The 18475-nt window shown below is 73.2% G+C and carries 19 protein-coding genes; 9 read left to right on the forward strand and 10 right to left on the reverse strand.

Features of this window, described 5'->3' with window-relative positions:
- Positions 1–7 precede the first annotated feature (7 nt).
- Entirely contained in the window at positions 8–181 is a 174-nt protein-coding gene (locus MRBLML1_RS02300) for a hypothetical protein (RefSeq protein ID WP_364510789.1), read from the forward strand.
- 68 nt (positions 182–249) lie between these two features.
- Here the strand turns inward: MRBLML1_RS02300 and MRBLML1_RS02305 are convergent, their stop codons facing one another.
- Positions 250–1341: an AbrB family transcriptional regulator gene (locus MRBLML1_RS02305; RefSeq protein ID WP_364510792.1), complete on the reverse strand. Its 1092-nt coding sequence runs from the start codon at positions 1339–1341 to the stop codon at positions 250–252.
- Positions 1301–1723 (reverse strand): DUF3151 domain-containing protein, encoded by a 423-nt coding sequence (locus tag MRBLML1_RS02310; protein WP_364510794.1) that lies wholly within the window; start codon positions 1721–1723, stop codon positions 1301–1303. Before MRBLML1_RS02310 ends, MRBLML1_RS02305 begins: the two co-directional genes overlap by 41 nt.
- A 56-nt stretch (positions 1724–1779) precedes the next feature.
- Between MRBLML1_RS02310 and MRBLML1_RS02315 the strand changes: the two genes are divergently transcribed.
- Positions 1780–3252 carry a DHA2 family efflux MFS transporter permease subunit gene (locus MRBLML1_RS02315; RefSeq protein WP_364510797.1) on the forward strand — a complete coding sequence of 491 codons (1473 nt, stop codon included), beginning with the start codon at positions 1780–1782 and terminating at the stop codon, positions 3250–3252.
- On the opposite strand, the gene MRBLML1_RS02320 is transcribed toward MRBLML1_RS02315, so the two are convergent.
- A complete protein-coding gene (locus MRBLML1_RS02320; RefSeq protein WP_364510800.1) occupies positions 3246–4700 on the reverse strand; it encodes an MFS transporter in 1455 nt (484 codons plus the stop codon). The two genes, MRBLML1_RS02315 and MRBLML1_RS02320, sit on opposite strands and share 7 nt — an antisense overlap.
- A 128-nt stretch (positions 4701–4828) precedes the next feature.
- Here MRBLML1_RS02320 and MRBLML1_RS02325 point away from each other — a divergent pair, with 128 nt between their 5' ends.
- Positions 4829–5671, forward strand: a complete 843-nt coding sequence (locus MRBLML1_RS02325; RefSeq protein WP_364510802.1) for a helix-turn-helix transcriptional regulator — start codon at positions 4829–4831, stop codon at positions 5669–5671.
- Positions 5672–5680: 9 nt separating this feature from the next.
- Here the strand turns inward: MRBLML1_RS02325 and ilvA are convergent, their stop codons facing one another.
- The gene (gene ilvA / locus MRBLML1_RS02330) at positions 5681–6967 is read right to left on the reverse strand and encodes a threonine ammonia-lyase IlvA (RefSeq protein ID WP_364510805.1); all 1287 of its coding nucleotides are present in this window, start codon (positions 6965–6967) and stop codon (positions 5681–5683) included.
- A 2-nt stretch (positions 6968–6969) separates the two neighbouring features.
- A complete protein-coding gene (gene fbaA / locus MRBLML1_RS02335) occupies positions 6970–8001 on the reverse strand; it encodes a class II fructose-bisphosphate aldolase (RefSeq protein ID WP_364510808.1) in 1032 nt (343 codons plus the stop codon).
- 119 nt (positions 8002–8120) lie between these two features.
- Here fbaA and MRBLML1_RS02340 point away from each other — a divergent pair, with 119 nt between their 5' ends.
- Positions 8121–8966, forward strand: coding sequence for a hypothetical protein (locus MRBLML1_RS02340; RefSeq protein ID WP_364510811.1), 846 nt, complete (start codon positions 8121–8123; stop codon positions 8964–8966).
- The gene (locus MRBLML1_RS02345; protein WP_364510813.1) at positions 8963–9454 is read left to right on the forward strand and encodes a SigE family RNA polymerase sigma factor; all 492 of its coding nucleotides are present in this window, start codon (positions 8963–8965) and stop codon (positions 9452–9454) included. Before MRBLML1_RS02340 ends, MRBLML1_RS02345 begins: the two co-directional genes overlap by 4 nt.
- A gap of 5 nt (positions 9455–9459) precedes the next feature.
- On the opposite strand, the gene MRBLML1_RS02350 is transcribed toward MRBLML1_RS02345, so the two are convergent.
- Positions 9460–10101: a TrmH family RNA methyltransferase gene (locus MRBLML1_RS02350; RefSeq protein ID WP_364513099.1), complete on the reverse strand. Its 642-nt coding sequence runs from the start codon at positions 10099–10101 to the stop codon at positions 9460–9462.
- A gap of 85 nt (positions 10102–10186) precedes the next feature.
- Between MRBLML1_RS02350 and MRBLML1_RS02355 the strand changes: the two genes are divergently transcribed.
- Together MRBLML1_RS02355 and MRBLML1_RS02360 are read left to right on the forward strand one after the other, a co-directional pair.
- Positions 10187–10921 (forward strand): DedA family protein, encoded by a 735-nt coding sequence (locus MRBLML1_RS02355; protein ID WP_364510816.1) that lies wholly within the window; start codon positions 10187–10189, stop codon positions 10919–10921.
- Positions 10922–10981: 60 nt separating this feature from the next.
- Complete coding sequence (locus MRBLML1_RS02360) at positions 10982–11419, forward strand: VOC family protein (RefSeq protein ID WP_364510819.1); 438 nt, start codon at positions 10982–10984, stop codon at positions 11417–11419.
- A 30-nt stretch (positions 11420–11449) separates the two neighbouring features.
- On the opposite strand, the gene pyrE is transcribed toward MRBLML1_RS02360, so the two are convergent.
- A complete protein-coding gene (gene pyrE, locus MRBLML1_RS02365) occupies positions 11450–11995 on the reverse strand; it encodes an orotate phosphoribosyltransferase (RefSeq protein ID WP_364510822.1) in 546 nt (181 codons plus the stop codon).
- A 33-nt stretch (positions 11996–12028) separates the two neighbouring features.
- Between pyrE and MRBLML1_RS02370 the strand changes: the two genes are divergently transcribed.
- The gene (locus MRBLML1_RS02370; RefSeq protein WP_414691227.1) at positions 12029–13207 is read left to right on the forward strand and encodes a pyridoxal phosphate-dependent aminotransferase; all 1179 of its coding nucleotides are present in this window, start codon (positions 12029–12031) and stop codon (positions 13205–13207) included.
- Here MRBLML1_RS02370 and MRBLML1_RS02375 read toward each other — a convergent pair.
- Both MRBLML1_RS02375 and clpB read right to left on the reverse strand, forming a co-directional pair.
- Positions 13197–14231 carry a hypothetical protein gene (locus MRBLML1_RS02375; protein ID WP_364510827.1) on the reverse strand — a complete coding sequence of 345 codons (1035 nt, stop codon included), beginning with the start codon at positions 14229–14231 and terminating at the stop codon, positions 13197–13199. The genes MRBLML1_RS02370 and MRBLML1_RS02375 overlap by 11 nt on opposite strands.
- A 52-nt stretch (positions 14232–14283) precedes the next feature.
- Entirely contained in the window at positions 14284–16884 is a 2601-nt protein-coding gene (clpB, locus tag MRBLML1_RS02380; protein WP_364510830.1) for an ATP-dependent chaperone ClpB, read from the reverse strand.
- A 123-nt stretch (positions 16885–17007) separates the two neighbouring features.
- Here clpB and MRBLML1_RS02385 point away from each other — a divergent pair, with 123 nt between their 5' ends.
- Positions 17008–17553: a DapH/DapD/GlmU-related protein gene (locus MRBLML1_RS02385; protein WP_364510833.1), complete on the forward strand. Its 546-nt coding sequence runs from the start codon at positions 17008–17010 to the stop codon at positions 17551–17553.
- 5 nt (positions 17554–17558) lie between these two features.
- Here MRBLML1_RS02385 and MRBLML1_RS02390 read toward each other — a convergent pair whose 3' ends face one another.
- Entirely contained in the window at positions 17559–18467 is a 909-nt protein-coding gene (locus tag MRBLML1_RS02390; RefSeq protein ID WP_364510836.1) for an Abi-alpha family protein, read from the reverse strand.
- Positions 18468–18475 lie beyond the last annotated feature (8 nt).

Genomic DNA, 18475 nt, shown 5'->3' on the forward strand with positions numbered 1-18475 from the left:
AGCTCCGATGCGCACCACCGAACTGACCTCCAAGCACCGCGCCACCGTGCCCGTCCCAGCTGCCGAGCGGCCCACGCCGACCGGTGACCACCGCGCCGCCCGCGGCGTCGACCTGCCGATCGCGGGGATCCTCGGGATCCTCGTCATCCTGCTCGCGGTCTACCTCACCCTGCGGGGCTGAGCCGTGCGGCTGTGGCTGCCGTCGCTGGCCGCCGTGCTCGACACGCTGGTCCTCGACGAGCTGCGCCGCTACGTCCGACGCTGAGCGCCGCGCCGTCGTAGCCACGGCCCGAGCAACGGGGCGAACGCCAGGGCGACGAAAACCCGGACGAACTGCATCGTCAGGATCAGCCCGATCTCCTGGCCCGAGTCGACCGCCACGGCGACCACGGCGGGCAGCCCGCCCGGCGTCGTGGCGAGGTAGCCGTCGATCCGCGAGATGCCCACGGCGTCCGCGAACAGCACCCCCACGGCCGCACAGGCCAGCACGCCGAGCACGACCTGGACCAGGGCCAGCGGGAACAGCCGCGCCAGCCGGCGCAGCCGCTCCCGGGTCAGGCTGAGCCCGACGTTGGCCCCGACGACGGTGAAGCCGAGCGCGACCACCCACCCCGGCACGCTCGCGTCGGGGAACCACCCCGAGAGCGCGAGCGCGCTGGAGGCGACCAGGGTGCCGAGGATCGGTGCCGCGCTGATCCGCACGACGCGCGCGAAGAGCAGGCCGAGCAGGATCGCGGACCCGGTGTAGAGCAGCTGCGAGAGCGGGTCGCCCGGCCCGGCGTCCGGAGCGGTCGCCCCACCGGCGTCACCCAGCAGCGGCGCCACCAGCGGCACGCTGACCAGCACGAGGACCACGCGCAGGTACTGCACCGAGATCACGATCGCGTCGTCAGCGCCGTACTCCCGGGCGGCGAGGGCGACTCCCGACGCTCCGCCGGCGACCGAGGCGAAGATCGCGGTCGTGCCGTCGACGTCGCGGGACAGGCGCAGCACCTGGCCGACCAGCATCGACACGGCCAGGGTGACCAGGACGCCGCCTACCACCGCGACCGGCTCCCGGGCGACCGTGCGCAGCACGTCCGCGTCCACGCTGGCGCCGGCCGCCGTGCCGACGACCGCCATCCCCGCGGTGCGCAGCGCCTCCGGCATGGCCGGCGGCTCCGGCGCGCGGAGCGCCACCAGGACCGCGGCGACCAGCGCCGCGAAGAGCAACGGCGAGGGCGCGCCGAGCCACCACAGGCCACCACCGACGACGGCGTACGTCGCCGCGGCGGCGGCCCACAGGCCCGGACGGCCCACCTCAGCCGAGCAGCTCGTCGTACCCCGTCGCGCTGGAGTCACGCAGGAAGTCGGCGCACCGCTCCCACTCCTCGGTCTCGCCGATCGCACGGGCCGACAGCGCGAGCAGCGCCAGGGCGCGCAGGAAGCCGCGGTTGGGCTCGTGCTCCCACGGCACCGGGCCGTGGCCCTTCCAGCCGTTGCGGCGCAGCAGGTCGAGCGAGCGGTGGTAGCCGACGCGGCTGTAGGCGTAGACCGTCACGTCGTCGGCGCCCTCGTCGCGGGCCTGCTCGGCGAGGGTCGCCCAGGCCAGGGGCGAGGCCGGCAGGCGGCGTACGACGGCCCCGGGCGCCTCGCCGGCTGCGAGCAGCTCGGCGGCGGGGTCGACGGGCAGGTGGGTGGGCGGGGGGCCGGCCATCAGGTCGGCGCCGGGGGTGAGGCTCATGACGTCATTGTGTCCCCGGGGAACAGGATGTCGGCGCGCGGGTGTTCACTCGTACCGTGACCCAGAGCGCTCCCCCGCAGACCACCTCCGAGGTGGACAACCCCTGGCCGGCCCTGTGGGCCCTGGTCATCGGGTTCTTCATGATCCTGGTCGACCTGACCATCGTGACCGTCGCGACGCCGACGATCATCAAGGACCTCGACGCCTCCGTCAACGACGTCGTGTGGGTCACCAGCGCCTACATGCTGGCCTACGCCGTGCCGGTGCTCATCATGGGCCGGCTGGGCGACCGCTTCGGCTCCAAGAACCTCTACCTGCTGGGCCTGACGGTCTTCACGCTCGCGTCGCTGTGGTGCGGCCTGACGAACACGGTGGACGCGCTGATCCTGGCTCGTGTCGTGCAGGGCCTCGGCGCCTCGATGATGACCCCGCAGACGATGGCGATCATCACCCGGATCTTCCCCGTCGCCCAGCGTGGCAGTGCGATGGCCGTCTGGGGCGCCACCGCGGGCGTGGCGATGGTGGTCGGCCCGATCCTCGGCGGCCTGCTCACCGACGGCCTGGGCTGGGAGTGGATCTTCTTCGTCAACATCCCCTTCGGCATCATCGCCTTCACGATGGCGTGGCGGCTGGTCCCCTCGCTGCCCACCCACGCCCACCGCTTCGACTGGCTCGGCGTCGCCCTCTCCGGCGCCGCGATGTTCCTGCTCTGCTTCGGCATCCAGGAGGGCCACCAGAAGGACTGGGCGAGCTGGATCATCGCGATGATCGCCGGTGGCGCGGTGCTGCTGGTCGTCTTCATCGTCTGGCAGCGCTTCAACCGCGCCGAGCCGCTGGTCCCGCTGAGCCTGTTCAAGGACCGCAACTTCTCGGTCTCCAACGTCGCGATCGCCTGCATGGGCTCGATCGCCGCCGCCTTCGGCTTCCCGCTGATGCTCTACGCCCAGGCCGTGCGCGGCTACACCCCGACCCAGGCGGCGCTGCTGATGCTGCCGATGGCGGTGATGTCGATCTTCCTGGCCCAGCCGATCGGCAGGCTGACCGACCGGCTGCACCCGCGCCAGGTCACCGGCTTCGGCTTCGGCGTGAGCCTGGTCGGCTTCCTGTTCCTGATCTGGCGCTTCGAGCCGGACGTCGCGATCTGGGAGATCGGCGTGGCGATGGCCATCATCGGCGTCGGCAACGCCGCGATCTGGGCGCCGACCGCCGCGACCGCCAACCGCAACCTGCCGCTCCAGCTCGCCGGGGCCGGTGCGGGTGTCTACAACGCCACCCGCCAGGTCGGCTCCGTGCTCGGCGCCGCCGCGATCGCGGTGCTCATGGACAGCCGACTCGCGCACTACCTGCCGGGGGCGGAGGCGACCGGTGAGGCCGGGGCCGACAAGATCCCCGACCCCCACGTGGCCGCGCTGTTCAGCAACGCGATGCACGACGCCCTGTGGCTGCCTGCGGTGATGTACGCCGTCGGCTTCGTCGCCGTGATGTTCTACGAGGCGCCGAAGCACGCCGGCTACCGCGGCGCTCACTGAGCGGGTCGCTGCGTCCGGGACATCTCGTCGGTCAGGTACGCCGGGCGCAGCAGCGCGAGCACGCCCAGCGCGGCCAGCACGCACAGCCCGGCGTCGACGCCGATCGCGGTCCGCAGCGCGCCGAGCAGCTCGGGGCCCGCCGCCGCGGCACCACCCAGCGCGACCACCAGGATCGTCCCCACCACCGGGATGCCGACGGTGATCCCGACCTGGGTGCTCATGTTCGCCAGCCCGGTGGCCAGGCCCTGCTCGGTGTCGGGCAGCCCGCTCGTCGCGCTCACCATGAAGCCCACGATCGCGACCAGGTTGGCGACCCCGCCGACGAAGGTGGCGACGAGCAGCAGCCCGACCGAGGCCCGCGAGGTGCCCAGCAGCAGGAGCGAGCCGGTCGCCACCGCCTGGACCAGCAGGCCGGCGACGATCGCGGTCCGCGGTGAGGTCGCCGCGATGACGCGCGGCGCGAGCAGCCCGCCGAGCACCGTCCCGGCGCCGAGCACCGCGAAGGACAGCCCGGCCTGCAGCGGGCTGAAGCCTTGCACGTCCTGCAGGTAGAGGGTCAGCAGGAAGACCAGCGCGGTCTCGGTGGCGAAGGCGACGATGCCGGCGAGGTTCCCCCACAGCACGGCACGACGGCGCAGGACGCCCAGCGGCACGAGTGGGCTCGGTGCGGCGCCCTCGACGACCAGGAAGACCACGAACAGCACCACCCCGGCGCCCAGCGCGCCCCAGGCGAGCGCGTCGGAGGCGCCGGCCTCCCCGATCCGGGTGGCGCCCAGGACGAGCAGGAGCAGCCCGCCGGTCACGCTCACCGCCCCCGGTACGTCGAGCCGGGTCCCCCGCTCGCGTGCACCCTCCGTCAGCAGCCGGGGCCCGAGGGCCAGCACGGCGAGCGCGACCGGGAGGTTGAGGAAGAACGCCCAGCGCCAGCTCAGCAGGTCGGTGAGCAGCCCACCGAGGATGGCACCGGTGGTGAACCCGGCCGCCATCAGGGAGCCGTTCAACCCGAGCGCCCGCTCGCGCTGCGGGCCCTCCGGGAAGGACGTGGTGAGCAGGGAGAGAGCGGCCGGGGTGACGGCCGCGGTCGCCAGGCCCTGCACCACCCGCGCGGTCAGCAGCGTGGCCGGGTCCTGGGCGAGCCCGCCGAGCAGCGAGCCGAGACCGAGCGCGGCCATGCCGGCCAGGAAGAGCCGCTTGCGCCCGGCGACGTCGGCCACCCGGCCGAAGAGCAGCGTGAAGCCGGCGGCGCACAGGGCGAAGGTGGTGGCGATCCAGGGCAGGGACTCCCGCCGGAAGCCGACGTCCGCGCCGATGACCGGCAGCGCGACGTTGAGGATGGAGAAGTCGATCGCCAGCGTGAAGCTGGCGGTCAGCAGGAGCACCAGGACCAGGCGCTGGCGGGTGGACCAGACGACGGCCGTCGTACCGGAGCTGTCGAGGAGGGCGGACATGCGGGTGCCTTTCGGACGGGAGGGGATCTCCTCCACGGTCCGGCGGTCCGGGTCCGGGCACCACGCCCGGCCGTGGCTAGCACCGGCAGGGATACCCCCACCGCGCGGCACCCGGGGATACTCGGAGCATGTCCCCCTTCGGTCAGTTCCTCCGCCAGCGCCGCGCGGCGTTGCGCCCGGCCGAGGTGGGCCTGGTCGACTACGGCACCCGGCGGGTGCCGGGCCTGCGCCGCGAGGAGGTCGCGCTGCTGGCGGGGGTCTCGGTGACCTACTACACCCGGCTCGAGCAGGGGCACAGCGTGAATGCCTCGGAGTCGGTGCTCGGCTCGCTCGCCCGCGCGCTCGCGCTGACCCCGGTCGAGCGCCAGCACCTCTTCGACCTGGCCGGGGTGCGCGACCGCCCGGCCACCCGCACCGGTACGACGCCCGACTTCGCCCGCCCGGGCACGGTCCGGCTGCTCGACTCCATGGCCGCGGTCCCCGCGCTGCTGCTCGGCAAGCGCACCGAGGTGCTGGCTTGGAACGCCCTCGGACACGCCCTGGTGGCGGGCCACCTGGACCCGCGCGGCCCGGAGCAGCCCGACGTGCGCCCGAACCTGACCCGGTTGCTCTTCCTCGACGGGGCGACCCGTGCGCTCTACCCCGACTGGGCCACCGAGGCGGCCCGCGCGGTGGCGTCGCTGCGGCTGCTGTCGGGGCGCTTCGCCGACGACCCGCCGCTGGCGTCGCTGATCGGCGAGCTCACCCTCAAGAGCCCGGAGTTCGCCCGGATGTGGGCCGAGCACCCGGTCGACAGCTGCATGTCCGGCACCAAGCTGCTGCGCCACCCGGTCCTCGGCGACCTGGAGCTGGACTTCGAGGTGCTCTCGGTGCCGGACGACTCCGGCCACCGGATGCTGACCTACACGGCGGCGCCGGACAGCCGTGCCGGGCGCGTGCTGGCCCGCCTGCTGGCCAGCGACGACGCCTAGGCATCACACCTAGGAGAGCACCAGCCCGAACAGCGGGCTGTTCGGCGGCACCTTCTCCACCCGCAGCCGGGACTCCTCCATCCGGGCGAGCAGGCCGTCGATGTCGTCGCGGTGCTGCATCTCCACCCCGACCAGCGCCGGCCCGGTCTCCCGGTTGTTGCGCTTGGTGTACTCGAACAGCGTGATGTCGTCGTCCGGCCCGAGCACGTCGTCGAGGAAGCGGCGCAGTGCGCCCGGCTCCTGCGGGAACTCGATGAGGAAGTAGTGCTTGAGGCCCTCGAAGACCAGCGCCCGCTCGACGATGTCGGCGTAGCGGGAGACGTCGTTGTTGCCGCCGGAGACCACCACCACCACCCGGCTGCCCGGCTCCAGTGCGCCGCCGGCCGACTCGAGGCGCAGCGCGGCCGGGCCGAGGGCGCCGGCGGGCTCGGCGATGATCCCGTCGGACTGATAGAGGTCGAGCATCTCCACGCAGATCAGGCCCTCCGGCACCGCGACCACGGAGAGGTCGACGGCCGAGCGGGCCTGGGAGACCGCGGCGTAGGTCAGGTCCCCCACCCGGCGTACGGCGGCGCCGTCGACGAACGGGTCGACGGTCTCCAGCTCCACCGGACCCCCGGCGTCCAGGGCGGCGGCCAGCGACGCGGCGCCGAGCGGCTCGGCCGCGACGACCGCGACGCCGGGCAGCCGCTCGGCGAGGACGGTCAGGCAGCCGGCGATCAGGCCGGCCCCGCCGACCGGGAGGACGAGCGCGTCCGGCTGCCAGCCGAGGGCCGCGGACTGGGCGAGGATCTCCGCCGCGACGGTGCCCTGGCCGGCGATGATGCCGGGGTGGTCGAAGGCGGGGATGACCGTCGCGCCCGACGCGGCCGCGAAGTCCGCGGCGGCGACCGCGGCGTCGTCGTAGGCCTCCCCGGCGATGACGACCTCCACCTGCTCACCGCCGAGCGCGGCGACCCGGTCGCGCTTCTGGCGCGGCGTGGTGCGGGGCAGGAAGATCGTGGCGTGCACCCCCGCCCGGGCGCACGCGAAGGCGACGCCCTGGGCGTGGTTGCCGGCGCTCGCGCAGGTGACCCCGCGGGCACGCTCGTCGTCGGTGAGCCCGGCGAGCACGGTGTAGGCGCCACGGGCCTTGTAGGAGCGGACCGGGGTGAGGTCCTCGCGCTTGAGCCAGACGTCCAGCCCGGTCAGGGCGGAGAGGCGGGCGGCGCGCTGCAGCGGGGTCGGTGGCACGACCGACCCGAGCAGCCCCGACGCCTGGTCGACGTCGGCGGCCGTGGGGAGCGGACCGGTCACCGTCAGCCGACGGTCGTGCCGGCCGAGCGGAGGTTCTCGCAGGCCTCCACGACGCGGGCGGCCATGCCGGCCTCGGCGGCCTTGCCCCACGCGCGCGGGTCGTAGGCCTTCTTGTTGCCGACCTCGCCGTCGACCTTGAGGACGCCGTCGTAGTTGTCGAACATGTGGCCGGCCACCGGGCGGGTGAAGGCGTACTGGGTGTCGGTGTCGACGTTCATCTTCACCACACCGAAGTCGACGGCCGCGCCGATCTCCTCGGCCGACGAGCCCGAGCCGCCGTGGAAGACCAGGTCGAAGGGCCGCGAGCCCTCGGGCAGGCCCAGCTCCTTCACGACGGCGGCCTGGGCGTCGCGCAGGATCTCCGGGCGCAGCTTGACGTTGCCGGGCTTGTAGACGCCGTGCACGTTGCCGAAGGTCAGCGCCGTCAGGTAGCGGCCGTTCTCGCCGGTGCCGAGGGCGCGCACGGTCGCGAGCGCGTCCTCGGGCGTGGTGTAGAGGTGCTCGCCCAGGCCGCCGTCGACGCCGTCCTCCTCGCCGCCGACGACGCCGACCTCGATCTCCAGGATGATCCGGGCGGCCGCGGCCTTCGCCAGCAGCTCCTCGGCGATCTGCAGGTTCTCCTCCAGCGGTACGGCGGAGCCGTCCCACATGTGCGACTGGAACAGCGGCGCCTCGCCACGAGCCACCCGCTCGGCGGAGATGTCGAGCAGCGGGCGGACGAAGCCGTCCAGCTTGTCCTTGGGGCAGTGGTCGGTGTGCAGCGCGATGTTGACCGGGTAGCTCTTGGCGACCTCGGCGGCGTACGCGGCGAAGGCGACCGAGCCGGTGACCATGTCCTTCACGCTGGGGCCGGAGAGGTACTCCGCACCACCGGTGGAGATCTGGATGATGCCGTCGGACCCGGCGTCGGCGAAGCCCTTGAGCGCGGCGTTGAGCGTCTGCGAGGACGACACGTTGATGGCGGGGAAGGCGAACGCTCCCGCCTTCGCGGCGTCGAGCATCTCGGCGTACTTCTCGGGGGTGGCGATGGGCATGCTGGCTGGCTCCTGCACGGGTCGGGTGGTCGACGCGGCCAACCTACCGTGACAACCTCGCGGCGGTGGCCCGCGTATCCCCTTCCGAGTGACCATCGACCCCGACCCGGGAGGCAGACGTGCAGGACATCATCGAGCGGCTGGACGCCGAGCTGCGGACCGTCCCCGCCGCGGGGTTCGAGATCGAGCAGGCCGTGCGCACCGGCCGGACGGCCGTACGACGCCGCCGGGTCGCGCTCGGTGGCGCCGGCCTGGCCGCCGTGCTGGCCGTCGGCGGCCTGGCCTGGGCGGTCGGCCCGGGCAGCGGGCCCGACGGCGGCCCCGACGGAGGCACCGACCGGACACCGGTCGCCGGCAGCCCCACGCCCACCCCGGCGCCCGCGCCGGAGCCGTGGGAGAAGGCCGAGCTGATCCGCGTCGACGCCGAGGGGACGATCACGCTGAACCCGGCCGCCGCCGTGCTCGAGCAGACCCGGGTGACCGACCCGGAGGGCACGGTGCACCGTGCCTTCGAGCTGCGCCTGGACGGCCAGGACTACTACGCCGTCGCCGACGACGCGGGGTACGCCTCGCAGCCGTTGCCGGCCCAGGGGCTGACCCTGCGCGAGTGGGCCCAGCAGCTGCTCACGCTCGGCACGAGCGAGTCCGGCTCCAGCGACGAGGCGTGGGTGCGCATCAACGAGCGCTCCCGGGTCCGGCCCGAGCCGGGCGTCGAGATCGTCGCCTCCCGCCCCGACCCCGGCCTGGGTGACCGGTTCGCCCCCGCCGGCCAGCCGACGGCGGTGGCCGAGGTCGTCCGTGACGGCGTCACCTGGTTCCTCGCCGTCCGGCGCCTGCCCGGTGGCGCCACCGAGGCGATCCCCTACCGCAAGGACGCCACGGTCCCCACCCTGTCGGCCTTCGTCGCCTACGCCCGCACGCAGTACGCACCGAACGAGTCCGGCGGCAGCGAGGGCCTGCGGTGAGGCGCAGCCAGGAGGCGGCGTACGTCGAGTTCGCCACCAGCCGCCGCGACCAGCTGCGCCGGATCGCCTACGGCATGTGCGGCGACTGGCACCAGGCCGACGACCTGACCCAGGTCGCCCTGGTGCGGCTGTACGTCGCCTGGCCGCGGGTGACCCGGCGGGGCACGGAGGACGCCTACGTGCGCCGGATCCTGCTCAACGCCGCGATCGACGCCTCCCGGCGCGCGGTGCGCCGGGAGCTGCCGACCGACAGCCTGCCGGAGCGCGCCGCGCCCGCCGGGGCCAGCGTGGAGGAGCGGACCACGCTGGTCGCGGCGCTCCAGGTGCTGCCGGCGCAGCAGCGGGCGACGGTGCTGCTGCGGCACTGGCTGGGGCTGTCGGTGAGCGAGACCGCCGCCGAGCTGGGCATCGCGGAGGGCACGGTCAAGAGCCACACCTCGCGCGGGCTCAGCGCGTTGCGCGAGGCGCTCGCCGCCGCCGACGCGTGAGCGGCTCAGCCGCGCCAGGCCTCGTCGCTGGTGAGGTCGGCGTGCTGGCGGACCCAGGCGTGCATCGCGATGGCCGCCGCCGCGGAGGCGTTGATCGACCGCGTCGAGCCGAACTGGGCGATCGAGAAGGTGCCGTCACAGGCCTCCCGGGCCGCCTGGGACAGCCCCGGCCCCTCCTGGCCGAAGAGGAAGCAGACCCGCCGCGGGATCTCCATCGTCTCCAGGTGTGCCGAGCCGGGCAGGTTGTCGATCCCCAGCAGCGGTACGTCGCCGAGGTGGGAGCGCAGGTCGGCGACCGTCGGGTGGTGGTGGACGTGCTGGTAGCGGTCGGTGACCATCGCCCCGCGGCGGTTCCACCTCCGGTTGCCGACGATGTGCACCTCGGCGGCGAGGAAGGCGTTCGCGGAGCGCACGATGGTGCCGATGTTGAAGTCGTGCTGCCAGTTCTCGATGGCCACGTGGAAGCCGTGACGGCGGGCGTCGAGGTCGGCGACGATCGCCTCCATCGACCAGTAGCGGTAGCGGTCCACGACGTTGCGGCGGTCGCCGTCGCGCAGCAGCGCGGCGTCGTACACCTCGCTGCCGGGTCCCTCCGGCCACGGCCCGGGCCAGGGCCCGACGCCCACCTCGGCGGGCCCGTGCGGCATCGGGTCGTACGGCGCCCGGTGCTCCCCTTCCACGGATGGCACCCTAACGCTCACCTCCTTGGGCGGGGACAGGTAGCGTGACCGCGTGAACTCGCTGGTCGCGACCCCGTTCGTCGTGCCGATGCTGCTGGGCATCAAGTGGCTCGACCCCGAGTGGTTGCAGCATGAATACGGCAACACCTTCATCTGGATCGCGCTCGCGATCGTCTTCGTGGAGTGCGGCCTCTTCTTCCCGTTCCTGCCCGGCGACACCCTGCTGTTCGCGCTGGGGCTGTTCATCGCGGGGAGCAACACGACCGGCTACTCCGTCGTCGGGATCTCCAACGAGCCCGTCGAGCTCGTCATCGCCGTCGTGCTGCTGACGATCGCGGCCTTCGCCGGCAACGTCGCCGGCTACGAGATCGGGCGCAAGCTCGGGCCCCCGCTCTACGAGCGCGAGGGCAAGATCTTGAAGAAGAAGTACTTCGACAACACCAGCGCCTTCTTCGACAAGCACGGCAACAAGGCGCTGGTCATCGGCCGCTTCGTGCCCTTCGTGCGGACCTACATCACCGTGGTCGCCGGCGTCACCGAGATGGAGCGCCGCCGCTTCTTCGTGTGGAGCGCCATCGGCGCCGTGCTGTGGGTCGTCTCGATCACCCTGCTGGGCTACTTCCTCGGCGCCGCGATCCCGGCGCTCGGCGAGAACATCGACTACGTCACCCTCGCCATCCTGGCCTTCTCCGCCGTACCGCTCGGGTGGGAGTGGTGGCGCCACAAGCGCCCCGCCGCCAAGCGGCGCAAGGCGGTCTCCACGGAGTCGGTCGCCGACGAGCGATGAGTCCGGGCTGACACCACGGTCTTCCCGGCATCGGACCAACCACGACACCAGGGAGCAACCATGGCCATCAACCTCAACCCGTACATCAACTGGCGTGGACAGGCGCGCGAGGCGATGGAGTTCTACCAGTCCGTCCTCGGCGGCAAGCTCGACGTGATGACCTTCGCCGACATGGGCGGCACCGTGCGGGAGGCCGCCGAGAGGGACGGCGAGCTCGACTGGGTCATGCACGCGACCCTGTCCGTGTCCGACTCCGTGCTCCTCATGGGCGCCGACCACCCGAAGCACGTCCCGGGCGAGCCGCAGACCCAGCAGGTCAGCATCAGCGGTCCGGCCGAGGACGGCGACACCCTCCGCAGCTGGTGGGAGGGCCTCTCCGACGGCGCCACCATCCACCAGCCGCTCGAGCAGGCGCCGTGGGGCGACAGCTTCGGCATGCTGAAGGACAGGTACGGCGTCGACTGGCTCCTCAACATCGCCGGCGCGCCCGCCGAGTGAGTGCCTGCGGCTGCAGGAATCCAGGAACCCCTACGCCTGGGCCGCCGCCCGGGCCGCGTCCAGCTCGGCCTTGGTGAGGACGGCGCGGACCTCGAGGGAGATGTCCTCCAGCGGGTTCGCCGCGCCCGCGCTCCGGTCGATCGCGCAGACGACGGTGTCGACGATCGCGCCGCCCTCGCGCAGCGCGTTCGTCGCGTCGCGCACCGCGCCGCCGGTCGTGATCACGTCCTCGATGAGCACGATCCGCTTGCCGTCGAAGGCCGGGCCCTCGGCGAGCTTGGCCGTGCCGTACTCCTTGGCCTTCTTGCGCACGAACACGACCGGGATGCCGACCAGCTGGCTCACGGCGGTCGCGATCGGGATGCCGCCCATCTCCAGCCCGCCGAGCAGGTCGGCGTCGCCGGGCAGCAGCTGGGCGACCTCGCGGGCCACCCGGGCGAGCAGCTGCGGGTCCGCCTCGAAGAGGTACTTGTCGAAGTACTCGTTGCTCACCTGACCCGAGCGCAGGGTGAACTCCCCCGTCAGGCGGCAGGTGGCGTCGATGTCGGCGGCGAGGGCGGTGTCCGTGGTCGTCACGCCCCTGAGGCTATCGACTCCCGGACTAGGGTGCTGTCCGTGCCTCCTGCAGCCCGACGCGTCGCCGGCATGGGCGCGACGATCTTCGCCGAGATGTCCGCGCTCGCCGCCCGCACCGGTGCGGTCAACCTGGGTCAGGGCTTCCCCGACACCGACGGTCCGGCCGCCGTCCTCGACGCCGCGAGCGCGGCCCTGCACGGCGGTGCCAACCAGTACGCCCCCGGCATCGGCATCCCGGTGCTGCGCCAGGCCGTCGCCCGCCACCAGCAGCGTCACTACGGCATCGACCTCGACCCGGACACCCAGGTCACGGTGACGACGGGCTGCACGGAGGCGATCGCCGGTGCCCTGCTCGGCCTGGTCGACCCGGGCGACGAGGTGGTGGTGCTGGAGCCCTACTACGACTCCTACACCGCGATGATCGGCTTCGCCGGCGGCGTACGACGCCCGGTGACGCTGCGCGCCCCGGACTTCCGGCTCGACCCCGTCGAGCTGGAGGCGGCGGTCTCGCCGCGCACCCGGCTGATCCTGCTCAACACGCCGCACAACCCGACCGGCCGGGTCCTCGACGACGCCGAGCTGGCGGCGGTCGCCGACGTCGCGCGCCGCCACGACCTGCTGGTGGTGACCGACGAGGTCTACGAGCACCTCACCTTCGACGGCCGGCGGCACACCCCGATCGCGACCCTGCCGGGGATGGCCGAGCGCACGCTCACCCTCTCCAGCGCCGGCAAGTCCTGGTCGGTGACCGGCTGGAAGGTCGGCTGGGCGACCGGCCCGGCCGAGCTCGTCGCCGCGGTGACCGCTGCCAAGCAGTGGCTGACCTACACCTCCGGCGCGCCGCTGCAGCCCGCCGTCGCGGCCGCGCTCGACGACGAGGCCGGCTTCCCCGCCCGGCTCGCCGGCGACCTGGCGGCCCGCCGCGACGAGCTGGTCGCCGGCCTGCGGGCGGCCGGCCTGGAGACCTACCTGCCCGAGGGCACCTACTTCGCCACCACCGACGTCTCCGCCCTCGGCTGGGCCAGCGGCAGCGACTTCTGCCGGGCCCTGCCCGAGCGGGCCGGCGTGGTGGCGATCCCCACCGAGGTCTTCTACGACGACCCGGACGCCCCCGGCGCCGGCCGGCACCTGGTGCGCTGGGCGTTCTGCAAGCAGCCCGCGGTGATCGCCGAGGCGGTGGCGCGCCTCGGCGCGGCCGACCTCAGTGCCTGATGCCGGGGGTACGACGCAGCCGGTACCACGCCGCGACCTCGGGTCGCAGCAGCATCCGCACCCCGAGGCCGATGCTCACCACGAGGACCAGCACCGGCGGATAGCTCAGCGCCAGCAGCAGGGCGAGCAGGGCCGCGCCCACGCCCGAGACCGCCAGCACGATCCGCGCCCAGCCCTGGCCGACCCAGGCGAGGGCGGCGAGCACGGCCGCGGCCACGCACCACAGGACGAGCGCCCCACCGAGCACCCACAGCGCCGCGACCACGTCGGCCTCGGTCATCCCCGAGGACTCGACCATGTCCGGCTGCTGCTCCTTGAGGTCGGCGAAGAGCTGGCCGCTCTCGTCGACGGCGCGGAGCACCCCGAACAGCCCGCTCAGCGCGACCAGCGGGGTGAGCACCCAGGTCAGCACGCAGCCGCCCTTGAGCGCCCCCGGCCGTCGTACGACGAGCGGCCGCTCCGGCGGCAGCCCGAACGCCGGCGGGGGCGGCGGCACCTGGCCCTCCTGGTGCGGCGCGGACGGCGCCGCAGGGGGCGTGGTCGGGCTCCCCGAGCGCATCAGCGCGAGGCGCTGCTCGCGGCGCTCCTCGTAGCGCTGCGCCCACGGGCGCCCGGCGTACCAGTCCCGGGTGGGCTGGGCCCACAGCAGCGCCACCCCCAGCACGGCGAGGATGCCGAGCGGGGTGCTGGTGGCGACGCCGCCCAGGAGCAGCAGCGGCGCCAGCCCGGCGAGCACGAAGCGCGCGCTCGCCGAGCGGCGGAACACCTGGAAGCCGAGGATCGCGGCGGCCGCCGCGGCGCCCGCGCCCACGATGCACAGGACGCGGATCGTCGTGATGACCTCCTCGACGCTGAGGTCGCTGAGCTCGTTGCGGCGCAGCCACTCCTCGACGCTCTCGCGCACGTCGAGGGTGTGCAGCAGGCTGACCCGCTCCCAGGCCAGCGCGATCAGCAGGACCGAGCCGCCGATGATCAAACCGCCCGCGAGCGTGGCCTGGACCGGTCGCGCCTGCTGCTCGCTCATGGGCCCCATTCCACCAGACGGCCCCAGCCGTGCTTCTGGTGGTTTGCCTACGTCACACCGCCAGGACCAGGCCGTCCTCCCCGCGCTCGACCCGCACGGACCCGCCGTCGGTGACCTCGCCCGCGATGAGCAGCCGGGCCAGCGGGTCGCCGATGGCGGTCTGGATGAGCCGGCGCAACGGCCGGGCGCCGTACGCCGGGTCGTAGCCGACGTCCGCCAGCCAGGCCCGCGCCTCCGGGGTCACCGAGAGGGTGATCCGGCGGGCGGCCAGGCGCGCCTCGAGCGAGCGCAGGAGCAGCTCGACGATGTGCGCGAGGTCGTCGCGGGACAGCGCGTCGAAGGTGACGATCTCGTCCAGCCGGTTGAGGAACTCGGGCTTGAAGGCCTGCCGCACGATGCCCAGCACCGCCTCCTTCTGCGCCTCCGGGTCCATCGTCGGGTCGACGAGGAACTGCGAGCCCAGGTTGGAGGTGAGGATCAGGATCGTGTTGCGGAAGTCGACCGTGCGGCCCTGGCCGTCGGTCAGCCGGCCGTCGTCGAGCACCTGCAGCAGGATGTCGAAGACCTCCGGGTGGGCCTTCTCCACCTCGTCCAGCAGCACCACCGAGTACGGACGCCGGCGCACCGCCTCGGTGAGCTGGCCGCCCTCGTCGTAGCCGACGTAGCCCGGAGGGGCGCCGACCAGGCGCGCGACGGAGTGCTTCTCGGCGTACTCGCTCATGTCGATGCGCACGATCGCCCGCTCGTCGTCGAACAGGAAGTCCGCCAGCGACTTGGCGAGCTCGGTCTTGCCGACGCCCGTCGGGCCGAGGAAGAGGAACGAGCCGGTCGGCCGGTTGGGGTCGGAGATGCCGGCCCGCGCCCGTCGTACGGCGTCGCTGACCGCGCGCACGGCGTCGTGCTGCCCGATCAGGCGGGCCCCGATGACCTGCTCCATCTCCAGCAGCTTGGCGGTCTCGCCCTGCAGGAGCCGGCCGGTCGGGATGCCGGTCCAGGCCTCGACGACCTCGGCCACCTGGGGTGCGCCGACCTCCTCGCCGACCAGCTTCTCCCCGCCGGTCCCTGGGCTTGTCGAAGGGTCGGCGGCCTCGACGGCCTTGATCTGCTGCTCCAGCGCGGGGATCTGGCCGTAGAGGATGGCGCTGGCGCCGCCGAGGTCACCGTCGCGCTGCAACCGGTCGGCCTCGATCCGGAGCTGGTCGAGCTGGCGGCGCAGCGCGCCCTCACCCTCGAGCTCGGACTTCTCCCGCTCCCAGCGGACCTCGAGCCCGCGCAGCTCCTCCTCCTTGTCGGCGAGGTCGGCGCGGAGCACCTCCAGCCGCTCGCGAGAGGCGTCGTCGGACTCCTTGGCGAGCGCGAACTCCTCCATCTTCAGCCGGTCGACCTGGCGGCGGAGCTGGTCGATCTCCTCCGGCGAGGACTCGATCTCCATCCGCAGCCGGGAGGCGGCCTCGTCGACGAGGTCGATCGCCTTGTCGGGCAGCTGGCGGCCGGTGATGTAGCGGTCGGACAGGGTCGCGGCGGCGACCAGCGCGGCGTCGGTGATCCGCACGCCGTGGTGGGCCTCGTACTTCTCCTGGATCCCGCGCAGGATCTGGATGGTGTCCTCGACCGAGGGCTCACCGACGAAGACCTGCTGGAAGCGACGCTCCAGCGCCGGGTCCTTCTCGATCGACTCGCGGTACTCGTCGAGGGTGGTGGCGCCGATCATGTGCAGCTCGCCGCGGGCCAGCATCGGCTTGAGCATGTTGCCCGCGTCCATCTGGCTGTCGCCGCCGGCGCCCGCGCCGACGACCGTGTGCAGCTCGTCGATGAAGGTGATGACCTGGCCCTCGGAGTCCCGGATCTCGTCGAGCACGGCCTTGAGCCGCTCCTCGAACTCACCGCGGTACTTCGCGCCCGCGACCATGCCCATCAGGTCGAGGCTGAGAACCCGCTTGCCCTTGAGGCTGTCCGGCACGTCGCCCGCGACCACGCGCTGGGCGAGGCCCTCGACGACGGCGGTCTTGCCGACGCCGGGCTCACCGATGAGCACCGGGTTGTTCTTCGTGCGCCGCGAGAGCACCTGGATCACGCGGCGGATCTCCTGGTCCCGGCCGATGACCGGGTCCAGCTTGCCGTCCTCGGCGGCGGCGGTGAGGTCGACGGAGTACTTCTCCAGCGCCTCGTACGTCGACTCGGCGTCCTGCGAGGTGACCCGCCGGTTGCCGCGCACGGCTCCGAGCGCCTCGCGCAGGCCGTCGGCGCTCAGCCCGGCGTCGGTGAGCACCTTCTGGGCGGAGGACTCGACGGTGGCGAGCGCGATGAGCAGGTGCTCGCTGGCGACGTACTCGTCCTTCATGGAGCGGGCGAGGTCGAGCGCCGCGGCGAGCACCCGGGTGAGGGCGGCGGAGCCGGCCGGCTGCTGGACGGTGGCGCCGCTGGCGCTCGGCAGCGCGTCACGGGCGGCGGAGGCCGCATGGACGAGCGCCGGGACGTCGACGCCGGACTTGGCGACCAGGTTGGCCGCGGTGCCCTCCTCCTGGAGGAGCAGCGCGACGAGCAGGTGGATCGGCTCGACGGTGGTGTTGCCGGCGGTGGTGGCAGCGAGCTGCGCGGCCTCGATCGCCTCGCGGCTGCGCGTGGTGAACTTGTCGGCCCCGAACTGACTCATGTGCAGAGTGTCTCCTGTGTGCGGTGTGGGTGGAACGCGTCATCAGGATCAACGCGCGCAAAGTTGAGTCTGTTCCACTCAACTTTGGGAATTTCCGGGGACACCCTGCCAGGATCGGCGACCATGCGGAACGAGCAGCTGATCCCCCGTCGCACCCCCGCCTCCCGGGCCGTCGCCGAGCGGGTCCAGGTCGTCCTCGACCTCACCTCACAGCTCAACGTGCTGCCGCACTCCGACACCGCGGGCCGGGCCGCGCTGCTCGCCGAGATCCTCGGCCGGCCGGTGCCGGGGACGCTGACGCTCTACCCGCCGTTCTACTGCGACCACGGGTTGCGCCTGGACTTCGGCGAGCAGGTGTTCGTCAACCAGAACTGCTCGTTCTACGACCTGGGCGGGATCACCATCGGCGACCGCACGATGATCGGCCCCGGCGTCACCCTCGCCACGGCGGGACACCCGGTCGCGCCCGGCGAGCGGTACGACGGCATCACCACCGCGCCCATCGAGATCGGCCCCGACGTGTGGCTCGGCGCGAACGTGACCGTCGCGCCCGGCACCCGGATCGGGGCCGGGTCGGTCGTCGCGGCGGGCGCCGTCGTGGCGAGCGACGTGCCGGCGTACAGCCTGGTGAGCAGCGCCGGGCAGGTCACCCGGCGCACGCTCGGCTGAGCGGCTCAGCCCTCCATGTCCGGCGGGGCCTCGTGCTCGGGCAGCGCGTCGCTCTGCGCGGTGGCCTCGTCGACCAGGGCCAGCTTGCAGAACTCCTCGCCGAAGGGCGTGAGGTGGATGCTGCGCCGGACCACCTTGGCGAACTTCACCGAGTGCAGCGCGGACAGCACGTCCGGCTGCGCCTCCAGCACCTGGTACTCCATGTGGTCGTGCACCGGCTCCCGGGAGAACCAGACCAGGCCGAGCCGGAACAAGTTGTTCAGGTACGACGGCACCTGCTCCAGGTAGCGCAGGCCGGCCCGCGGACCGACCATGTTGAGCCCCGGGGCGATCAGCTGGCTGCTCACCACGCCGATCGGGCCGCCGGTGCGCACGTCCACGCTGGGTTGCGGGCCGTTGCGCAGCAGCATCACCAGGATCCGCGCCTCGTCGGGAGCGAGCTCGTCGAGGATCCGGTCGAAGGCCGGGTGGCGGTCGTCCTGGCTCCACACGTCGCGGGACTTGGCGAGCAGGTCGTTGCCGCGCTCGCGCAGGGTCTGCGGCCGGCTCGCGGTGACCTTGCCGTCGACGACCGGCGCGGCGATCGGCTCGCGCCGCTCGGCACCGCCCAGCGACTCCCCCGCGCGCATCAACGCGGTCGCGACCGGCACCCCGCCGGAGACCTGGCGGGCGACCTCGCCGAGCGCGCCGACGTACGACGTGACGTCGCGGATCAGCAGGGCGGCCTCGTCGCGGTTGGTGACCGCCTTGCCGACGCGCAGCCAGTTGCGGGTCGTCGTCCGCACGCCCCAGCCGGCAGTGTGCAACGCGGCGGAGCCGGCCACCCGGGCCAGCCCGGGCAGCGACTCGGCGACGGCCGGGCCGGTCAGCGCGGGCAGCCGCGGCAGGCCGTCCTTGTCGAGGTCCTCAGTCATGCCAGCCT

The organism is Nocardioides sp. LML1-1-1.1 (assembly GCF_040676175.1).
GTDB lineage: Bacteria > Actinomycetota > Actinomycetes > Propionibacteriales > Nocardioidaceae > Nocardioides.

What these genes read in the sequence shown, in the direction of transcription:
- MRBLML1_RS02385 (WP_364510833.1), top strand. Translation starts at nt 17,008, where the DNA reads ATGCGGAACGAGCAGCTGATCCCCCGTCGCACCCCCGCCTCCCGGGCC.
- MRBLML1_RS02375 (WP_364510827.1), bottom strand. Translation starts at nt 14,231, where the DNA reads ATGAGCGAGCAGCAGGCGCGACCGGTCCAGGCCACGCTCGCGGGCGGT.
- fbaA (WP_364510808.1), bottom strand. Translation starts at nt 8,001, where the DNA reads ATGCCCATCGCCACCCCCGAGAAGTACGCCGAGATGCTCGACGCCGCG.
- MRBLML1_RS02320 (WP_364510800.1), bottom strand. Translation starts at nt 4,700, where the DNA reads ATGTCCGCCCTCCTCGACAGCTCCGGTACGACGGCCGTCGTCTGGTCC.
- MRBLML1_RS02300 (WP_364510789.1), top strand. Translation starts at nt 8, where the DNA reads ATGCGCACCACCGAACTGACCTCCAAGCACCGCGCCACCGTGCCCGTC.
- clpB (WP_364510830.1), bottom strand. Translation starts at nt 16,884, where the DNA reads ATGAGTCAGTTCGGGGCCGACAAGTTCACCACGCGCAGCCGCGAGGCG.
- MRBLML1_RS02390 (WP_364510836.1), bottom strand. Translation starts at nt 18,467, where the DNA reads ATGACTGAGGACCTCGACAAGGACGGCCTGCCGCGGCTGCCCGCGCTG.
- MRBLML1_RS02310 (WP_364510794.1), bottom strand. Translation starts at nt 1,723, where the DNA reads ATGAGCCTCACCCCCGGCGCCGACCTGATGGCCGGCCCCCCGCCCACC.
- MRBLML1_RS02360 (WP_364510819.1), top strand. Translation starts at nt 10,982, where the DNA reads ATGGCCATCAACCTCAACCCGTACATCAACTGGCGTGGACAGGCGCGC.
- MRBLML1_RS02350 (WP_364513099.1), bottom strand. Translation starts at nt 10,101, where the DNA reads ATGCCGCACGGGCCCGCCGAGGTGGGCGTCGGGCCCTGGCCCGGGCCG.
- MRBLML1_RS02325 (WP_364510802.1), top strand. Translation starts at nt 4,829, where the DNA reads ATGTCCCCCTTCGGTCAGTTCCTCCGCCAGCGCCGCGCGGCGTTGCGC.